This window comes from Listeria aquatica FSL S10-1188 (assembly GCF_000525795.1).
GTDB lineage: Bacteria > Bacillota > Bacilli > Lactobacillales > Listeriaceae > Listeria > Listeria aquatica.
This window is the reverse complement of record NZ_AOCG01000002.1, coordinates 24642-41025: the sequence shown is the minus strand read 5'-3', so window position 1 is coordinate 41025 and position 16384 is coordinate 24642. Positions and strand designations below refer to the sequence as shown.

Sequence of the window (16384 nt, the reverse complement as noted above, 5' to 3'; positions counted from 1 at the left end):
TTAACCATGACAGAACAAGAAGTATTGGAAAAAGTTACTGATATCGTTGTCGACCGTTTAGGAGTTGAAGCGTCTAAAGTAACTTTGGAAGCTTCCTTCAAAGACGATCTAGGAGCTGATTCTCTAGACGTTGTTGAACTTGTAATGGAACTTGAGGACCAATTTGATATGGAAATCTCTGATGACGACGCTGAAAAACTTTCTACAGTTGGTGACGCAGTGAAGTACATAGAGGCACACCAATAATTTCAGCGAAAAGATAAATGAGGGTGTTAGATTGCTCCCCCCAGCATTTAAGCGAAGGAGAAGCAATTTGGCAGCCTCTTTTTCTACAAAGAAAAGGGTTTATTTTCTAAGCAGCTTTTAAAAAGGAGCTGTTTAGAAAATGAACTTGATAGGAATGGGAGAGGACAAGTTCATGAATAACTGGGATGAATTGCAAGAAAGTGTGGGTTTTACCTTTAAAGATATTACGTTGCTTCAAACAGCGTTTACCCATTCTTCCTATGTCAATGAACATCGTAAAGAACATTTAAAAGACAATGAAAGATTAGAATTTCTAGGAGATGCGGTATTAGAGTTAACCGTATCTGATTATTTATTTAAAAAGTATCCGGATATGGCGGAAGGTCAAATGACGAAAATGCGTGCTGCGATCGTCTGTGAACCATCCCTTGTTGAATTTGCAGACAGCGTTCATTTTTCCAAATATGTTCGACTTGGAAAAGGAGAAGAAAAAGCGGGTGGTAGAAATCGGCCAGCTCTGCTTGCCGATGTTTTTGAAGCTTTTATCGGAGCGCTTTATCTCGATAATGGGCTTGCAAAAGTCATCCAATTTTTAGAACGTATCGTTTTTCCAAAAATCGATACAGGGGTTTTTATGGAAACGGTAGACTACAAAACACAACTTCAAGAAATTGTTCAACGCGATCGCGATGTATTAATCCAATATGACATTTTGGGTGAAAGTGGTCCAGCACATAGTCGCGCATTTGAAGCACAGGTAGTAGTGAATGGACAAGTTCTTGGAAAAGGAACAGGGCGAACGAAAAAACAAGCCGAACAAAATGCAGCGGAGTTTGCAGTTCGGCAGATGATGCATAAGTAGGAACGGAAGGAGAGAAGCAGTTTGCTATTAAAACGACTGGAAATGAATGGATTTAAATCATTTGCAGATAAAGTAGCAATTGATTTTGTTCCTGGCATGACAGCGGTTGTCGGACCGAACGGAAGCGGAAAAAGCAATATCACTGAAGCAATCCGCTGGGTTTTGGGCGAGCAATCTGCAAAGAGCCTTCGTGGTGGGCGAATGGGCGATGTCATTTTTGCTGGAAGCGATTCAAGAAAACCAATTAATTTTGCAGAAGTATCGCTCGTGCTTGCGAATGATGATCGCTACTTGCCGCTTGATTATAGTGAAGTAGTGGTGACAAGACGAATTTACCGAAATGGCGATAGCGAATTTTTGATCAATAAACAAACCTGCCGTTTAAAAGATATTGTGGATTTATTCATGGATTCTGGACTTGGAAGAGAGTCGATGTCCATTATTTCACAAGGGAAAATCGATGAAATTTTAAATAGTAAACCCGAGGAACGGCGCTCTATTTTTGAAGAAGCAGCCGGCGTTTTAAAATACAAAAATCGTAAGAAGCAAGCTGAAAACAAGCTGCTTGAGACGGAAGAAAACTTGAATCGTGTAGAAGACATTTTACACGAACTAGAAGGTCAGCTTGAACCGCTTGAGATTCAAGCTTCGATTGCGAGAGATTATCTTTACCAGCAAGAAGAGCTTGAAAAGTATGAAGTGGGTTTGATTGCGTTTGAACTTGAGACGATTGCTGAAAAACTGGAAGTAAGCCGAACTAAATTTATGGAGAATCAAACGGCTCTCGTTGAAATTAGAAAAGATGTCGCTAGCCTTGAAGGGGACGCTTTCTCGAAAAAAAGAAAAAAATTGCTGAAACAGATGAAACGCTCGAAAAAATGCGGAATGATTTGTTGCATGAAACGGAGCGACTCGAGCAACTGGAAGGGGAACGAAACCTCGTTCTTGAACGGAAAAAACACGGGAGTGAAAATGCGAGCATACAACAGGATACCCTCACGCAAGCGCTTGAGAAAATTACAACGCTTGAAACGGAAAAAGAGAAATTGCTTAACGAAAAACGTGAAAAAGAAGCGGCTTATGAAGTTTCGGTGCGTGAAAAAAATGAGCTTCTTGAAAAGCTTAAGCATTATGATGCGCTGTCTGAGGAAGCCATTGAAAATCAGAAAAGTGATTTGTTTGAGTTGAAATACCAAGAAACGACCATTCGGAATGATATTGGCTACGTTGAACGAGAAATCACGCAACAGGAAGCGAAAACGGCTCGCCTTGAGCATGAAAACCGGGAACATTTGAAAACACGTGAGGATCAAGCTAAGCGAACTGAAAAGATGCGCGCGGAACTTGACGAGATTCATGTGGAAATTGAGGAACAGCTTGTAATTTATCAGGATGTTAAGCAAGTTGTTGAACAGAAAACAAGCGAATTTGAACGAGCGGAGCGAGACCTTTATCGTCATTATGAAAAAGTACAGCAAACAAAGTCGCGTAAAGAGACGCTTGGTGAGTTGGCAGATGACTATGCAGGATTTTTCCAAGGCGTTCGTGAAGTATTAAAGGCAAAAGAAACACTTGGTGGTATTCACGGAGCCCTTGTTGAACTGATTCAAATTCCAGCCGATTACCAGAAAGCGATGGAAATTGCTCTATCGGCAAGTGCGCAACATGTGGTTGTTGAAAGCGACCAAGCTGCACGGGAAGCCATTCAATATTTGAAGAAAACACATGCTGGTCGAGCGACGTTTTTGCCGCTTTCAACGATTCAGCCACGTCATATACCAGAAGCGACACGTAATGCGCTTCGAAATGAACCAGCTTTTGTGAGTCTTGCAAGCGAAGTCGTTTCGTATGATGAAAAATTTGCACCGGTCATTTTAAATGCCCTCGGAACAACGATTCTAGCGAAGGATTTGCGCGGGGCTTCAAGGCTTGCAAAACTTGTGAACTATCGCTTCCGTGTAGTGACGCTAGATGGTGATGTTGTGAACGCGGGAGGCTCAATGACTGGTGGCGCAACGAAGCAGGGGAAATCTTCCATCATCAGTCGAAAAAAACGAACTGGATGAACTGGCTAAAGTACTTGCTTCACTTGAAACAGAAACGACTCAATACGAAGAAACTGTGAAAAAAGCCAAAGAAGTGCTTGCCAATAAACGAAGTGAACTTGAAGAAACCCGCCAAATCGGTGAGAACTTGCGAATGCGCGAACACGAAGTGAAAAGCAAACACGAGCGTGAGTTAGAAGCTTTTGAGCGGATCAATAAACAATTATCACTGTATGATGCTGAAAAAAAAATCTGGCGAAGAAGAAATGAACACACTTTGGAAACGCAAGGAAGAGCTCGCAGAAAATCAATTGCAACTTGGAGAAAAAATCGAAAGCCTTGACCGCAAGATCCAGCAAATGACGGATGAAAGCAAAGCCGCAAGTAGCAGGAAGAAAGCGGATGAAGAAGTTCTTTCCGCCCTCAATGTGAAGATGGCAGCTCAAAAAGAACAGTTACAGACGGCAACAAACGATGTGGAACGCTTAGAAGCTACACTTTTCGAGCAGTATCAAGAAAAGGAAGCTGCAGAATCAAAAATTAAGGCTTTACAAGATAATTTAACGAATGTGTCTACTTCGGTTGAAGAAACTTCTCGTGAAATTGAAAAATTACGCGTTCAAAAAGAAGAAACAGCGCTTAAAATTCAAACGTTAAATGAAGAACGCTCCGCTTTGCAAAGCGAAGTGAAGCAACTAGAAGAAAAACTCACAGAAGAAAACAATAAAGCAAGTTTTTACCTTGAACAGAAAAACCAAGCGGAAATTGAAATTGGTCGTGCAGAAGTTGATGCTAAAAATCGCGAGGATCGCTTGCTTGAAACATACGCGGTTTCAAAAGAAGAGGCGAAAGCGCGTAAAGTTCCTGAAATGCCAGAAGAAGAACTTCGAGGCAAAGTACGTCTTTTGAAGCGTTCGATTGATGAACTTGGCACCGTCAATTTAGGAGCCATTGAGGAATTTGACCGAATTTCAGAACGGTTTGATTTCTTAAAAGGTCAACAAGAGGACTTGTTAAATGCTAAAGAAACGCTATTCCAAGTAATGGGTGAAATGGACGAAGAAGTGAAAAAACGTTTCGGTGAAAGCTTCGAAGCGATCAAACACGAATTTTCTGCAGTATTCCCTGAATTATTCGGAGGCGGAAAAGCTGAACTCGTTCTTCTTAATCCAGAAGACTTGTTAACAACAGGAATTGACATTGTGGCCCAACCGCCAGGGAAAAAATTACAAAATCTCTCGCTTCGTTCAGGCGGGGAGCGTGCTCTAACGGCGATCGCCCTCTTATTCGCGATTATTCGCGTGCGTCCAGTACCGTTTTGTATTCTGGATGAAGTAGAAGCCGCGCTTGATGAAGCCAATGTGGTCCGCTTCAGCCGTTATTTGAAGCAATTTGAACAGTCAACACAATTTATCGTCATCACACATAGAAAAGGTACGATGGAAGAAGCGGATGTGCTGTATGGCGTAACGATGCAAGAATCCGGTGTTTCAAAATTAGTTTCTGTAAGACTAGAAGAAACAGCCGAACTGATCAAATAAAGGAGAACAAACGCTATGACTTTTTTCAAGAAACTAAAAGATAAAATGACAGGGCAACAAAACGAAGAAAAATCTGAGAAATATAAAGAAGGTTTAACGAAAACAAGAAGTAGTTTTTCCGGGAAGCTAAATGAAATTATGGCTCGTTATCGTAAAGTGGATGAAGACTTCTTTGAAGACGTTGAAGAAGCCCTTATCGGTGCTGATGTCGGCTTTGAAACGGTGATGGACTTAATTGACGAACTCAAGCAAGAAGTCAAATTGCGAAATATTAGCGATCCAAAAGAAGTAGAGGGCGTCATTGTAGAGAAGCTTGTGGCCATTTACGAAGGTGCAGGCGATGCTGAACCTGCATTAAATATTCAAGAAAATGGGCTTACGGTTATCTTATTTGTTGGTGTAAATGGTGTTGGGAAGACAACGACAATTGGCAAACTCGCGCACCAGTTTAAATCTGAAGGAAAAAAAGTCGTTTTAGCGGCTGGCGATACTTTCCGAGCGGGGGCAATTGATCAACTAGAAGTGTGGAGTGAAAGAGCTGGCGTGGACATCATCAAACATGCAGAAGGTGGCGATCCGGCTGCGGTTGTTTTTGATGCCGTTCAATCAGCTAAAGCAAAAGGCGCCGATATTCTGCTTTGTGATACAGCTGGACGCTTGCAAAACAAAGTGAATTTGATGAATGAGCTTGAAAAAGTGAAACGTGTAATCGCACGCGAGATTCCAGATGCTCCGCATGAAGTGCTGCTTGTTTTAGATGCGACAACGGGGCAAAATGCTTTTGTCCAAGCCAAACAATTTAAAGAAGCGACAGACGTTTCAGGGATTGTACTTACAAAACTTGATGGAACTGCTAAAGGTGGGATCGTGATCGCGATTCGGAATGAATTAGAAATTCCAGTAAAATTTGTCGGTCTCGGTGAAAAAATAGATGATCTCGAACCATTTGATGCAACCGATTATGTTTATGGATTGTTCGCTGATTTGATTGATCAAAAAGCAGAAAAATAATAAAAGGACTAGAACAAAAGGGAAGCAGCGTTTCTCAAGATGTTCTAGTCCTTTTCTGGTTGACATTCTTTGACTAAACACGTAATCTAGAACAAGGAAGAGGTGTTTCGTTTGTTTGATAAGACTACCCGAATGAACATGCTATTTGATTTTTACGAAGGTTTGTTAACGGAAAAGCAAAAAGCTTATCTTTCTCTTTATTATTTGGATGATTTTTCACTTGGAGAAATCGCTGAAGAATTTGAAGTTAGCAGGCAAGCCGTGTATGATAACATCAAACGGACAGAAGAAAGCCTTGAAAACTATGAAGAAAAGCTAGGAATGTTAAAAAAATATATCGAACGTGAACAAGTGCTTCATAAACTCGAAGAAGCATACTTGAAAGCAGGTTTACAAGATGCAGAAGTAGAAGCCTTGTTTAACGAGTTGAAATTGATTGATTAGGGGGCCGATTTTATGGCATTTGAAGGATTAGCTGGAAGACTTCAGGAAACAATGAATAAAATTCGCGGCAAAGGAAAAGTGACGGAAGCTGACGTAAAAGAAATGATGCGCGAAGTCCGACTTGCTCTTCTTGAAGCCGATGTAAACTTTAAAGTAGTAAAAAGCTTCATCAAAACGGTTAGTGAACGGGCAGTGGGTTCTGATGTAATGAAGAGTTTAACGCCTGGACAGCAAGTCATTAAAATCGTACAGGAAGAACTTACGAATTTGATGGGCGGTGAAGAAAGTAAAATTGAAGTAGCCGATAAGCCACCGACTGTCGTGATGATGGTTGGTTTGCAAGGGGCAGGTAAAACCACAACAACTGGGAAACTTGCGAATTTGTTACGGAAAAAATATAATCGTAAACCCTTACTTGTTGCAGCCGACGTCTATCGTCCTGCAGCGATCAAGCAGTTAGAAACACTAGGTAAGCAGTTAAATATGCCCGTTTTCTCTCTTGGCGATCAAGTAAGTCCAGTTGAGATTGCTAAACAAGCCATTGAAAAAGCAAAAGAAGAGCACCTTGACTACGTACTAATCGATACGGCTGGGCGACTCCATGTGGATGAAGAACTAATGGATGAGCTCAAGAAGGTAAAGGAAGTGGCTTCCCCTTCCGAAATTTTGCTAGTCGTGGATTCCATGACAGGGCAAGATGCGGTCAATGTGGCAGAAAGCTTCAATGAACAGTTGGGCTTAACTGGCGTTGTCTTAACAAAACTTGATGGTGATACACGTGGTGGGGCCGCTCTATCTATTCGTTCTGTGACTGGAAAACCCATCAAATTTGTTGGTACAGGCGAAAAAATGGAAGCCCTCGAAAGTTTCCATCCAGACCGGATGGCTTCGCGAATTCTTGGAATGGGGGATGTCTTGTCTCTCATTGAAAAGGCGCAAACAGACGTTGACCAAGAAAAGATGCGCGAAATGGAGCAAAAAATTCGTGAAAATTCGATGACGTTCGATGATTTTCTCGATCAGTTGCAGCAAGTGAAGCAAATGGGGCCGCTTGATGAGCTTCTCAAGATGATTCCTGGTGCAAATAAAATGAAGGGCATGGATAACCTTCAAATGGACGATAAGCAGCTTGGACACATTGAGGCGATTATTAAATCTATGACAAAAATGGAAAAGGATAATCCGGATATCATCAATGCTAATCGTCGGAAGCGTATTGCACGAGGAAGTGGTCGACCTATTCAAGAAGTCAATCGTTTGCTCAAGCAATTCAATGAAATGAAGAAAATGATGAAACAAATGTCAGGTGGTACGGGCGGAAAAGGAAAGAAGAAAAATCCATTCGGCAATTTCAAATTGCCATTTTAACAACTAGAAAGACGAAGCTACCCAAGCTTCGTTTTTCTTTTGAAGAAAAAATTCAGTCTGTAAAGAAAAAAACACTTTACAAACAAATCCTTTACTGGTAATATATATACTTGTGTAAGACTTTATGGAGGTGTAATTAAAAATGGCAGTTAAAATTCGTTTAAAACGCATGGGTTCAAATAAGAAACCTTTTTACCGTATCGTAGTTGCTGATTCACGTTTTCCACGTGACGGCCGTTCGATCGAAACACTTGGAACTTACAATCCGCTTGTAGATCCAGCAGAAGTTAAAATTGATGAAGAATCTGTTTTGAAATGGATGCATAATGGTGCAAAACCTTCAGACACAGTTCGTCACTTGTTGTCTGACAAAGGAATCATGGAAAAATTCCATAATCAAAAACTTGGGAAATAAGGGAGGCTAGTTGCGAATGGAAGATTTAATTCTCGCCATCGTTAAGCCGCTTGTTGACCATCCGGATGACGTTTCGCTCCACGCTGAGGAAACAGACTCCACTTACTTTTATCAATTGTCCGTGAATAAAGAAGATATGGGACGAGTGATCGGGAAGCAAGGGCGTATTGCCAAAGCTATTCGAACACTAGTTTATGCAGCTGGTCAGAAAGCTGACAAAAAAAGTTCGTCTTGAAATCATCGACTAAATTCACAAAAAAGCTACTTTTCTTCTAAACATTTAGAAGAAAAGTAGCTTTTTATTTTATAGCGGGGCATCGCTCAAATTCCATTCAATTACATTTTGATAAACTTGATTGGCTTTTGCTTTGCCAGGTGGAATCTTGAGAAAGAGGCCTTGATTTTTATCCCAAAAGACGTCATAGAAATCTGCAGAACTGCTCTTCCCTTTAAAGACAAGCGTAGAAGCCTTCTCACCAATGATTTGTTCCTTTGCGGTCGCAGTAGCACCTTTGAAGACTAAGATATTGGATAAAAGGTCATTTTGTTTAGTTACAAAAGGTGAAAGTTGTTTCGCTGTAACTTGCCAATTGTTATTCCAAACGTTGCTGCGTCGCCTAGTGTCTTCTACTACGATTTTCCAGTCTGGATCTTCACGAGGGAGCTCAGTTGTGAAATTTTTGATCCAACCATTTTTAAAAGCGAGTGTACTAGGCACCTGATGGAACTGCAAAGAGCCCGAATAAATAGGCCCAAAAGCAAGTGGAGTTGGACTTTTTAGAGTAAGTTGATCTCCATTATAATCTATTCCTGTCATACTAGGTGTACTACTTAATTTCGTGCCCACAATATGCGCGGCATCCGTCGGGTCTACTTTTACGTTAAATTTTAAAGTAAGAGGATTATCTGGCGTGAGCTTCAACCAATTTTGGTCAAAATTTCGACTATCGATGGTTATTGTTCGCGATTTAGCATCATAAAGTGAAGGCCAAGATACTTGCTTACTCGCTCCTTTTGGCCCCGTCAAAGTAACGGAATCGCTTAATTTCATGGGTTCCACTCCAGTGGGAAGCGGAATGAGCCACTTAGCTTCTCCCGGTCGGAATCCAGAATTACTAGTCGGGTTCTGCAATTGATATTGAAGCATCAATGTGTCTCCAAGTAAAATTCTTTGATCTTCCGGTGTAGCAGACTGATTATTTACTGTAAGCGAAAATTTTGCGGTTGGGGCTGGAAGGGCAGAAACTGTAACAGTAGCTTTTTTGGATACATCTTGATTTTGATAAGTAATAGTATATTTTCCCAATTGGTGTGTATTAACCTTTCCAGTACTCTGAATTTTTTGAGAATCAAATGGAACTATAGAGCCATCTGGATTTTTTGCGGAAATGAAGTTATCTGCGGGAGTCCAAGATTGTCCAATTTTTATGTTAGAATCCTTAACTACTAAATCAGTTTGATTGAGTAAAACTGTGTTTTTTACCACATTAGATTGAACGCTATCCGTATTTTCGGCTGAAAGGGTTGCTTGATTGGTTACAATAGAGCTTGGAGGAGTATCGCCTTTCACTTTCACTTTAAAACTAATAAGCCCTTGGTGGTTTTTGCTAATAATTCCAGGAAGAGAATCTTTAGAAGCAACTTCCATGCCAGAAAACAATGGGCTCATCCCGTCACTATCTTTTATACTCTTTCCGTTTAAAAGAGTACTATTGGGCACGTATTCTGTACCAGTGGGAAGTGATGCAGTTAACCTGGAATGACTCGAAGCAAGGTTCCCTAAATTATTAATAGTCATGACATATTCAATTTCTTTTCTTTGATAAACGTCTGTTCCTGATGTAGGAATAGATTGCATTGAAAGAGTAAGACGGGTATTAAAGTAAGGATAAAATGGAGAGGCAAGATCATAAGTCCCATAGTTGCCGAGTTTAGCACCTACGAGGCTCACTTCACCAGTAGCCATATTAACCTTTGAAAAGGTTCCTCTCCCGTAAACTCCACTGCCTAGCAACATATCTCCATTTGATAAGAAAGCAATACCACTATAGCCATAATTTGCATCCACAACGAAAGGAATTTTTAACTGAAGTGTTTTTAAAACCTTCGCATTTTGAATATCTATTTTTTGCAGATACTGATCTGTTAAAACTCCATTTACTTTTTTGTAAGAAACTTTCCAGAGAGTGCCATCCCCATCAAATGCCATATCTCCAGTCATTGTGAGTTTATTTTTGTCTTCAGGTGCAAGAAAAGAAATATTTTTTACTTGAATTAATTTTTTTTGTTTTGACATCGACTGAAACTAGTTGGGGAATGTTGTCCGAGTTAGTAATAATTGCTACATAAATACCATTTTTAGACGTTCCACCACCAACAAATAATTTACAAGGAGTATTACCAACACTTGTTTGTATATAGGAGCCGTCTCCTTTAATTTCATATAAAGTGAATTTAGACCCAGCATGCCCTAATGCATAGAGTTTATTATTATACCAACCTAATTGATTGTTCAATCCTTTGATAGGAACCTCGCCGTTTAGCACAATTCTATTTTGAATGAGTGCTTGATTGTCAAAAGCTTGAAGATAGCCATTGCTAATAGAATAAATATCTGGTAGAGATAAATCAAGTGGCTTCGTACTCATAGCATTAAATGTGGAGTCTACTTCTTTAGTGTCGTCATTAGTTTGTTCGGGTTGAACTTTAATTGTTATAGGACTAGATTCTACCTTTTTATCTACCCGTGTAGCAAAGAGTTTTACTGGAAATTGACCTGCTTTTTTTTGATTTCAGATAGAGAGTAGCTGTTTTTTTTAGCATTCTGTTGCTTCCAGTCAATAACTAATTGATGATTTGATTTATCATAGGTAATCGCAGCTTGATTATTATCAACTGTTATGTATTCAAATGATTCAGGCAAAGGTAGATAAATTTTTTGTTCATTAGGATTTGTATCAGTAATTTGAAGAGGAAAGGCCTCTCCTTGAGAAACACTGGATTCTGGCAATACTAGTTTTAAGTCATCAACCTGTCCATTTTCCGCGAATAGATGGGGAATAAAAAATAAACCTATGCTGAAGATCAACAAGATTGGAAGTAGTTTTAGCCAAGTCTTTGCTGTCAAAATTATCTCCTCCGTTTTTGTTAATTTACAAGTTTAGTATAATCATTTCAAAACGAATAGAAATGTAACTAAGTTACACAAAATGGATGAATTGTTGACGAAAAATAAAAGATGAAAATGATACTTGCTACTTAACGGCTTCATGAGCTTAGGCAAGTCGGGAGCCTTTTTGGTGGAAATAAGTTACAATAATGAATGAATTGAATAGGGGGTAATAAAATGAAACCTGTTATAGGAATCACTGGAAATGCACTTTTTTAAAGGAGCCGATATTTTTTATGGCCATCGCGTAACCTATACACAGCAAAGATATGTGGAAGCCATTCAAAAAGTAGGAGGCTTACCACTTGTTATCCCAATCAGCGATCCTGAAAGTGCAAAGCAAGCAATGGGAATGGTTGACGGACTTTTGATGACAGGTGGACAAGACATTACGCCACAGCTTTACGGAGAAGAACCTCTCCCAGAAATTGGTAATTATTTCCCACCGCGAGATCAGTCAGAAATCGCTTTAGTGGATGAAGCGATGCATCTTGGAAAGCCTATTTTAGCCATTTGTCGCGGTATGCAACTTGTTAATGTTGCCCTCGGTGGCTCCCTTTATCAAGACGGGTCACATGTTAAAGCGCCCGATCTGTTGCAACATTTGCAAAATGTGGATGAACAGCTTGGTTCACACACGATTGATATTCATCCTGAAAGTATGCTTGCTAGTGTGCATTCGGTTGAAAAACGTGTGAATAGCTTGCATCACCAATATATCAAGCGAGTAGCCGAAAAACTTGAAGTCACAAGTCGAAGCAAAGATGGTATGATTGAATCCGTTGAAGGAAAAAATACAGGGAACTGGCTTCTTGGTGTGCAGTGGCACCCGGAATTGATGTATAGCAAAGATCCAGAAAGTGAAGCCTTGTTTGCCCTTTTTGTCGAAGAAACGAAGAAGAACCAAGTAAAAAGATGAGCGTAAAAATAGCTTGTCTTTTTCCATGAAAACGAGGAGGTAGACTTAAAAATGAAAAAAATTTTTTACTAGCCTTTCTCCTAATGCCTGCTGTCTATTTGTTCGTCCTTGCCGGATTGATGTATCTCGGTTCACGAAAAAAACCAAGCAGTCATCCAGATACACTGCTTGTTCTTGGCGCAAAAGTAAAAGGCAAGCCTGCTTATCCAAGTCAAATGCTAAAAGAACGTCTAGATCATGCAGTCCACGTGCATAAACGCTATCCGGAAAGCCAGATTATCGTGAGTGGTGGACAAGGACCAGATGAAAGCGAGCCAGAAGCAGTCGTCATGAAGCGATACCTCATAGCACAAGGCATTCCAAGTACGTGCATCCGCACGGAAGTAAAATCAAGTCGAACAAAAGAAAACCTGTTGTTTTCACAAAAAAGATTTGGATTTAACGATCTTGTGATTATTACGAGTGATTATCATATGTTTCGAGCGTTGTTTCTTGCAAAACGATTGCATATTCGTGCTTCTGGTAGTGCGGCAAAATCGAAGTCACGCAAACGCTATAAAAACTATTTGAAAGAATTGCTAGCCATCAGTCATGCTTTTTTATGTGACTAATAAAAAAGCTTTGTAATCCCGTATGGAACTGATAGAATATAGATATAAACTCATGTTCGTGGGAGGGAAACTATGCAAATCGTTCAGAAAATCACGGTGAAGCAAGTGTTAACTGAAAAAAGTCGTGCTGAGTTACTCACTTATTATAGCGAACAGCGTAAATTGCTTGAAAAGGAACGCGAACAGCTTTTGTTTGAGCAAAAGAAAGTAGAGCATAAAAATAGGTATCAAAAAGAGCAAGTGAGCGATTACTTTGAGCAGGAAATGCAGGTGCGCAAAGGAAAAAATAAAACTGGTTGATTTCCAGATGGAACAACTTGAAATTCTTCCGCTTGGAAGTGAAATTCGCGAACGTGAAATGGAAGCGATCCTTGAAATTTCAGTTGGTGACAGATGGGATGAATCTTTTTTTGATAAGACGATTGTTGTAACAGACGGCATCGTGACAGAGATACGATAGAGGTGGACTATGGAAAAAATGTATAATGTAGGAAAAATTGTTAATACACATGGTTTGATGGGAGAAGTCCGTGTTATCTCACGAACAGACTTTAAAGAAGCACGCTACGAGCCGGGAAGCCAGTTATTTTTATTCCGAAAAAATGAAAAAGAACCGGTTACATTGATTGTCAAATCACATCGAACGCATAAAAACTTTGATTTGTTGACTTTTGAAGGCTACAACGGGATTAATCAAGTGGAAAACATGAAGGAAGGTTTACTAAAAGTTTCGGAGAAAGATTTGGATGAGCTTGAGGAGAACGCCTTTTATTTTCATGAGATTATCGGTTGTACAGTTTATAAAACGGACGGCACAGAATTAGGGAAGATCACAGAAATTCTCACACCTGGAGCGAATGATGTATGGGTCGTGAAGCAAGAAAAAGGAAAGGAACTCCTTATTCCATATATTGCAGATGTTGTGAAGGATGTAGACGTTCAGAAAAAGGAAATTGTGATTGAACCGATGGAGGGGCTACTTGACTGATGAAAATTGATATTTTATCGATCTTCCCTGAGATGTTTAGAGGAGTTTTATCGGAATCGATTGTAAAGAAAGCCATCGAAAAGCAAATTGTTGATATTCAGGTAACGGATTTCAGGCAATTTGCAGAAGGAAAGCATCAAGTTGTTGATGATTATCCTTATGGCGGCGGAGCTGGGATGCTCTTAAAAGCGCAACCACTTTTTGATGCGGTAGAAGCTGTCAAATCACAAGAGAAGGCACCGCGCGTAATTTTGATGGATCCAGCAGGAAAACCATTCAATCAAAAATTGGCGGAAGAACTGGCAAAAGAAGAGCAGTTAATTTTTATTTGTGGACATTATGAAGGATATGACGAACGCATTCGTGAGCATCTTGTGACGGATGAAGTTTCCCTTGGAGATTACATTTTAACAGGCGGTGAAATTGGAGCAATGGCGATGACCGATAGCATTGTTCGTTTGCTTCCAGGAGCGCTTGGTAATGCGAGCTCTGCAGTTCATGATTCCTTTTCAAGTGGTTTACTAGAACATCCGCATTATACAAGACCAGCTGAATTTCGCGGGATGAAAGTGCCGGATGTACTTCTTAGCGGCAATCATGCAGAAATTGAAAAGTGGCGCCAAAAAGAATCTTTAAAGCGCACTTTGATACGACGTCCGGATTTGCTTGAGGACTACCCGCTTGGTAAAGAAGAAGCAACATGGCTTGAAGAGTTAAAAAAAAGAAATAGAAAAGACAGAATCCTAGTTTCTTGCAAGAAAAAGCCCTTTACAGACAAACGAGATTGTGGTAACCTATATGAGTGTCTGGAGTAATCCAGAATGAAAACGATATTCCGCTTCGTTCATTATAAACGTAAGAATATTTGGTTGGAGGAGAGAATAAGATGAATAAACTTATCGAAGAAATTACTAAAGATCAGTTAAAAACTGATATCCCAGCTTTCCGTCCCGGTGACACAGTTCGTGTTCATGCGAAAGTTGTCGAAGGTACGCGCGAACGTATCCAAATTTTCGAAGGTGTTGTTATCAAACGCCGCGGATCTGGAATCAGCGAAACATTTACAGTTCGCAAAATTTCTTACGGTGTAGGCGTGGAACGTACATATCCTGTACATACTCCGCGTATTGCTAAACTTGAAGTGACTCGTCGCGGTAAAGTTCGCCGTGCGAAACTTTACTACTTGCGTAACCTACGCGGTAAAGCGGCTCGTATTAAAGAAATTCGTTAAGCTTAAAACCCTTGAGAAATCAAGGGTTTTTGCTTGCTCTAAAATTTGATTAGATTTCTAAAAAAAGGGAAAATTTTTATAAACGTTCAATGTTTTCCCCTTTTAGTAACGTGTAAGTAAATTTATTCAGCCGTTTCACTGCTTTTGTATTCAACTCGAGTTTGTACGACGCCGTTTTTTAATGGAACACTAAGGAATAAACTTGTTTTTTACACAGCTAAGCTTTATGATAGAGGCAAGAGAGAGTCGGAATTAAATCAAAAAGGAACCATCAGAATGGAAGTTCTGCTAGGAACGAGTACTGCGATTACGAAACAATGGAAAAACTTCCGAGGTTTTAGAGGTATGTTATTTTGAATGGTTCCAAAACTTTTTGAGCCTCTGCTGAACTCGGAAATGTGTTTTAGAGGTATGTTATTTTGAATGGTTCCAAAACGTCTTGATTGCTGTTGTCAACCTTCCCCCGGTTTTAGAGGTATGTTATTTTGAATGGTTCCAAAACCTTGTCCTTTCGGGCAAGGTTTTTTAATGTTTAAAAGATGAAAGTTAAGATCAATAAAAATCTAATATTCAAATTAACATCCTAAAAAATATAAAATCTAATGATTTTTAGTCATTCGCGATGATAATCAGACATTTCATTACTTTTCTCCCTTTTCAGAATATTTTTGTGCTATACTTTTTTTGCAACAAATATCAAACAACGAAAAGAGGAATGAACATGAAAAAATATTTTGTTGTAGTATTAACTGTTTTTTTGATTTTTGGAAGTATAGTCCCAGCTACATCATTTGCATCAAGTGGGGAAGCTGTTATAACATCAGCAGATGAAAGTCAATCAATAGGCAGTGATTTGAAGGTTATACAACCAGCAGGAGAAATTGTACTGTTTTCAAATCAGACAATGGCTGGAGGGTCTAAGTACAGTCTTGTGTCTAGGAACGTTGTTAATTTAAATCATAGTGGAACGAACTTAGGATATAGAGCACTTGTAGCTGGTGGTCTAGCGTCTGTTCCGATGGGAAATGCTGTTGCTAGAGCAATAGGAACGACTTTTTTTTAGTGGATTGGTTAAGACTTATAAGTATATGAGACAATCAATTTATAAGAGATCAGATAAAAACTATCATTATTATAAAGTCATTGATGAATTTACAAACAATAAGAAGTCTTGGAAGGGTCCCGTTAAAATTAGTTATCAAAAAGTTAGGAAGTAATGACTAATTAGGAGTTGTTGACATTGAATTATAAAAAGTGGATAGGATATATACTTTTCTTTATAGTCATTTTTACATTAGGAACAAAGCTACTTAAAAACTTTGAAGTTAGCAATCTGATTATTTCTACATTCATATATTCTATTGCAATCATTCCAAGTGTCAAAAAAAAGAAGAAGGAGACAAAGTATTGATAAAGTGGACTGGCTCTCCCAATATTATTTTTTCGAAGAGCAAAAAATAAAAGAACAGTTGCTTATGGATGAATTATCTTAGGTATAAAAATTTGATATGACAGTATTTTGATAAATGATTGA

The 16384-nt window shown here is 39.4% G+C and carries 15 protein-coding genes and 5 pseudogenes; 17 read left to right on the top strand and 3 right to left on the bottom strand.

What is annotated here, in order from left to right:
• Positions 1–6: 6 nt before the first annotated feature.
• The 10 genes and pseudogenes from MAQA_RS00950 to MAQA_RS00915 all read left to right on the top strand — a co-directional run bounded on the left by MAQA_RS00950 (position 7) and on the right by MAQA_RS00915 (position 8180).
• Positions 7–246 carry an acyl carrier protein gene (locus MAQA_RS00950; RefSeq protein WP_036070454.1) on the top strand — a complete coding sequence of 80 codons (240 nt, stop codon included), beginning with the start codon at positions 7–9 and terminating at the stop codon, positions 244–246.
• Between the two features lie 172 nt (positions 247–418).
• A complete protein-coding gene (rnc, locus tag MAQA_RS00945; protein WP_036070966.1) occupies positions 419–1108 on the top strand; it encodes a ribonuclease III in 690 nt (229 codons plus the stop codon).
• 21 nt (positions 1109–1129) lie between these two features.
• Positions 1130–3174 (top strand): annotated as a pseudogene (gene smc, locus MAQA_RS16735) (chromosome segregation protein SMC).
• On the top strand, positions 3116–3496 hold the full coding sequence (locus MAQA_RS16505) for a hypothetical protein (protein ID WP_149023267.1): 381 nt from the start codon (positions 3116–3118) through the stop codon (positions 3494–3496). The pseudogene smc and the gene MAQA_RS16505 overlap by 59 nt, the downstream one beginning before the upstream one ends.
• The gene (locus MAQA_RS16500) at positions 3387–4694 is read left to right on the top strand and encodes a coiled-coil domain-containing protein (protein ID WP_149023266.1); all 1308 of its coding nucleotides are present in this window, start codon (positions 3387–3389) and stop codon (positions 4692–4694) included. The genes MAQA_RS16505 and MAQA_RS16500 overlap by 110 nt, the downstream gene beginning before the upstream one ends.
• Before the next feature lie 15 nt (positions 4695–4709).
• Positions 4710–5705 (top strand): signal recognition particle-docking protein FtsY, encoded by a 996-nt coding sequence (gene ftsY, locus MAQA_RS00935; RefSeq protein WP_036070452.1) that lies wholly within the window; start codon positions 4710–4712, stop codon positions 5703–5705.
• A gap of 132 nt (positions 5706–5837) precedes the next feature.
• The gene (locus tag MAQA_RS00930) at positions 5838–6149 is read left to right on the top strand and encodes a putative DNA-binding protein (RefSeq protein ID WP_420911917.1); all 312 of its coding nucleotides are present in this window, start codon (positions 5838–5840) and stop codon (positions 6147–6149) included.
• A gap of 12 nt (positions 6150–6161) precedes the next feature.
• Positions 6162–7517, top strand: a complete 1356-nt coding sequence (ffh, locus tag MAQA_RS00925) for a signal recognition particle protein (protein ID WP_036070448.1) — start codon at positions 6162–6164, stop codon at positions 7515–7517.
• A 142-nt stretch (positions 7518–7659) separates the two neighbouring features.
• Positions 7660–7932, top strand: a complete 273-nt coding sequence (gene rpsP / locus MAQA_RS00920; RefSeq protein WP_036070445.1) for a 30S ribosomal protein S16 — start codon at positions 7660–7662, stop codon at positions 7930–7932.
• Between the two features lie 16 nt (positions 7933–7948).
• Positions 7949–8180: pseudogene (locus tag MAQA_RS00915) on the top strand (KH domain-containing protein).
• Positions 8181–8236: 56 nt separating this feature from the next.
• Here the strand turns inward: MAQA_RS00915 and MAQA_RS00910 are convergent.
• From MAQA_RS00910 to MAQA_RS00900, 3 genes are all read right to left on the bottom strand, one after another.
• A complete protein-coding gene (locus tag MAQA_RS00910; RefSeq protein WP_036070440.1) occupies positions 8237–10228 on the bottom strand; it encodes a bacterial Ig-like domain-containing protein in 1992 nt (663 codons plus the stop codon).
• Positions 10173–10580 (bottom strand): hypothetical protein, encoded by a 408-nt coding sequence (locus tag MAQA_RS00905; RefSeq protein WP_036070437.1) that lies wholly within the window; start codon positions 10578–10580, stop codon positions 10173–10175. The genes MAQA_RS00910 and MAQA_RS00905 overlap by 56 nt, the downstream gene beginning before the upstream one ends.
• Before the next feature lie 113 nt (positions 10581–10693).
• Positions 10694–11059 (bottom strand): hypothetical protein, encoded by a 366-nt coding sequence (locus MAQA_RS00900; RefSeq protein WP_036070435.1) that lies wholly within the window; start codon positions 11057–11059, stop codon positions 10694–10696.
• A gap of 219 nt (positions 11060–11278) precedes the next feature.
• On the opposite strand from MAQA_RS00900, the pseudogene MAQA_RS00895 reads away from it, so the two are divergent.
• The 7 genes and pseudogenes from MAQA_RS00895 (at position 11279) to MAQA_RS00865 (ending at position 15913) form a co-directional block, all read left to right on the top strand.
• Positions 11279–12020 (top strand): annotated as a pseudogene (locus tag MAQA_RS00895) (gamma-glutamyl-gamma-aminobutyrate hydrolase family protein).
• Between the two features lie 83 nt (positions 12021–12103).
• Positions 12104–12631, top strand: a complete 528-nt coding sequence (locus tag MAQA_RS00890) for a YdcF family protein (RefSeq protein WP_052008385.1) — start codon at positions 12104–12106, stop codon at positions 12629–12631.
• A gap of 72 nt (positions 12632–12703) precedes the next feature.
• A pseudogene (locus tag MAQA_RS00885) lies at positions 12704–13091 on the top strand (YlqD family protein).
• Positions 13092–13100: 9 nt separating this feature from the next.
• Positions 13101–13619 carry a ribosome maturation factor RimM gene (gene rimM, locus MAQA_RS00880; RefSeq protein WP_036070433.1) on the top strand — a complete coding sequence of 173 codons (519 nt, stop codon included), beginning with the start codon at positions 13101–13103 and terminating at the stop codon, positions 13617–13619.
• A pseudogene (gene trmD / locus MAQA_RS00875) lies at positions 13619–14332 on the top strand (tRNA (guanosine(37)-N1)-methyltransferase TrmD); the annotation flags it as partial. The gene rimM and the pseudogene trmD, both read left to right, overlap by 1 nt.
• A gap of 173 nt (positions 14333–14505) precedes the next feature.
• Complete coding sequence (gene rplS, locus MAQA_RS00870; protein ID WP_036070431.1) at positions 14506–14850, top strand: 50S ribosomal protein L19; 345 nt, start codon at positions 14506–14508, stop codon at positions 14848–14850.
• 721 nt (positions 14851–15571) lie between these two features.
• Positions 15572–15913 carry a hypothetical protein gene (locus MAQA_RS00865; RefSeq protein WP_036070429.1) on the top strand — a complete coding sequence of 114 codons (342 nt, stop codon included), beginning with the start codon at positions 15572–15574 and terminating at the stop codon, positions 15911–15913.
• The last annotated feature ends 471 nt before the right edge of the window (positions 15914–16384 follow it).

Coding starts and splice junctions, on each gene's coding strand:
- MAQA_RS00950 (WP_036070454.1), top strand. CDS start 7: ATGACAGAACAAGAAGTATTGGAAAAAGTTACTGATATCGTTGTCGAC.
- rnc (WP_036070966.1), top strand. CDS start 419: ATGAATAACTGGGATGAATTGCAAGAAAGTGTGGGTTTTACCTTTAAA.
- MAQA_RS16500 (WP_149023266.1), top strand. CDS start 3,387: ATGATGCTGAAAAAAAAATCTGGCGAAGAAGAAATGAACACACTTTGG.
- ftsY (WP_036070452.1), top strand. CDS start 4,710: ATGACTTTTTTCAAGAAACTAAAAGATAAAATGACAGGGCAACAAAAC.
- MAQA_RS00930 (WP_420911917.1), top strand. CDS start 5,838: ATGAACATGCTATTTGATTTTTACGAAGGTTTGTTAACGGAAAAGCAA.
- ffh (WP_036070448.1), top strand. CDS start 6,162: ATGGCATTTGAAGGATTAGCTGGAAGACTTCAGGAAACAATGAATAAA.
- rpsP (WP_036070445.1), top strand. CDS start 7,660: ATGGCAGTTAAAATTCGTTTAAAACGCATGGGTTCAAATAAGAAACCT.
- MAQA_RS00910 (WP_036070440.1), bottom strand. CDS start 10,228: ATGTCAAAACAAAAAAAATTAATTCAAGTAAAAAATATTTCTTTTCTT.
- MAQA_RS00905 (WP_036070437.1), bottom strand. CDS start 10,580: ATGAGTACGAAGCCACTTGATTTATCTCTACCAGATATTTATTCTATT.
- MAQA_RS00890 (WP_052008385.1), top strand. CDS start 12,104: ATGCCTGCTGTCTATTTGTTCGTCCTTGCCGGATTGATGTATCTCGGT.
- rimM (WP_036070433.1), top strand. CDS start 13,101: ATGGAAAAAATGTATAATGTAGGAAAAATTGTTAATACACATGGTTTG.
- rplS (WP_036070431.1), top strand. CDS start 14,506: ATGAATAAACTTATCGAAGAAATTACTAAAGATCAGTTAAAAACTGAT.
- MAQA_RS00865 (WP_036070429.1), top strand. CDS start 15,572: ATGAAAAAATATTTTGTTGTAGTATTAACTGTTTTTTTGATTTTTGGA.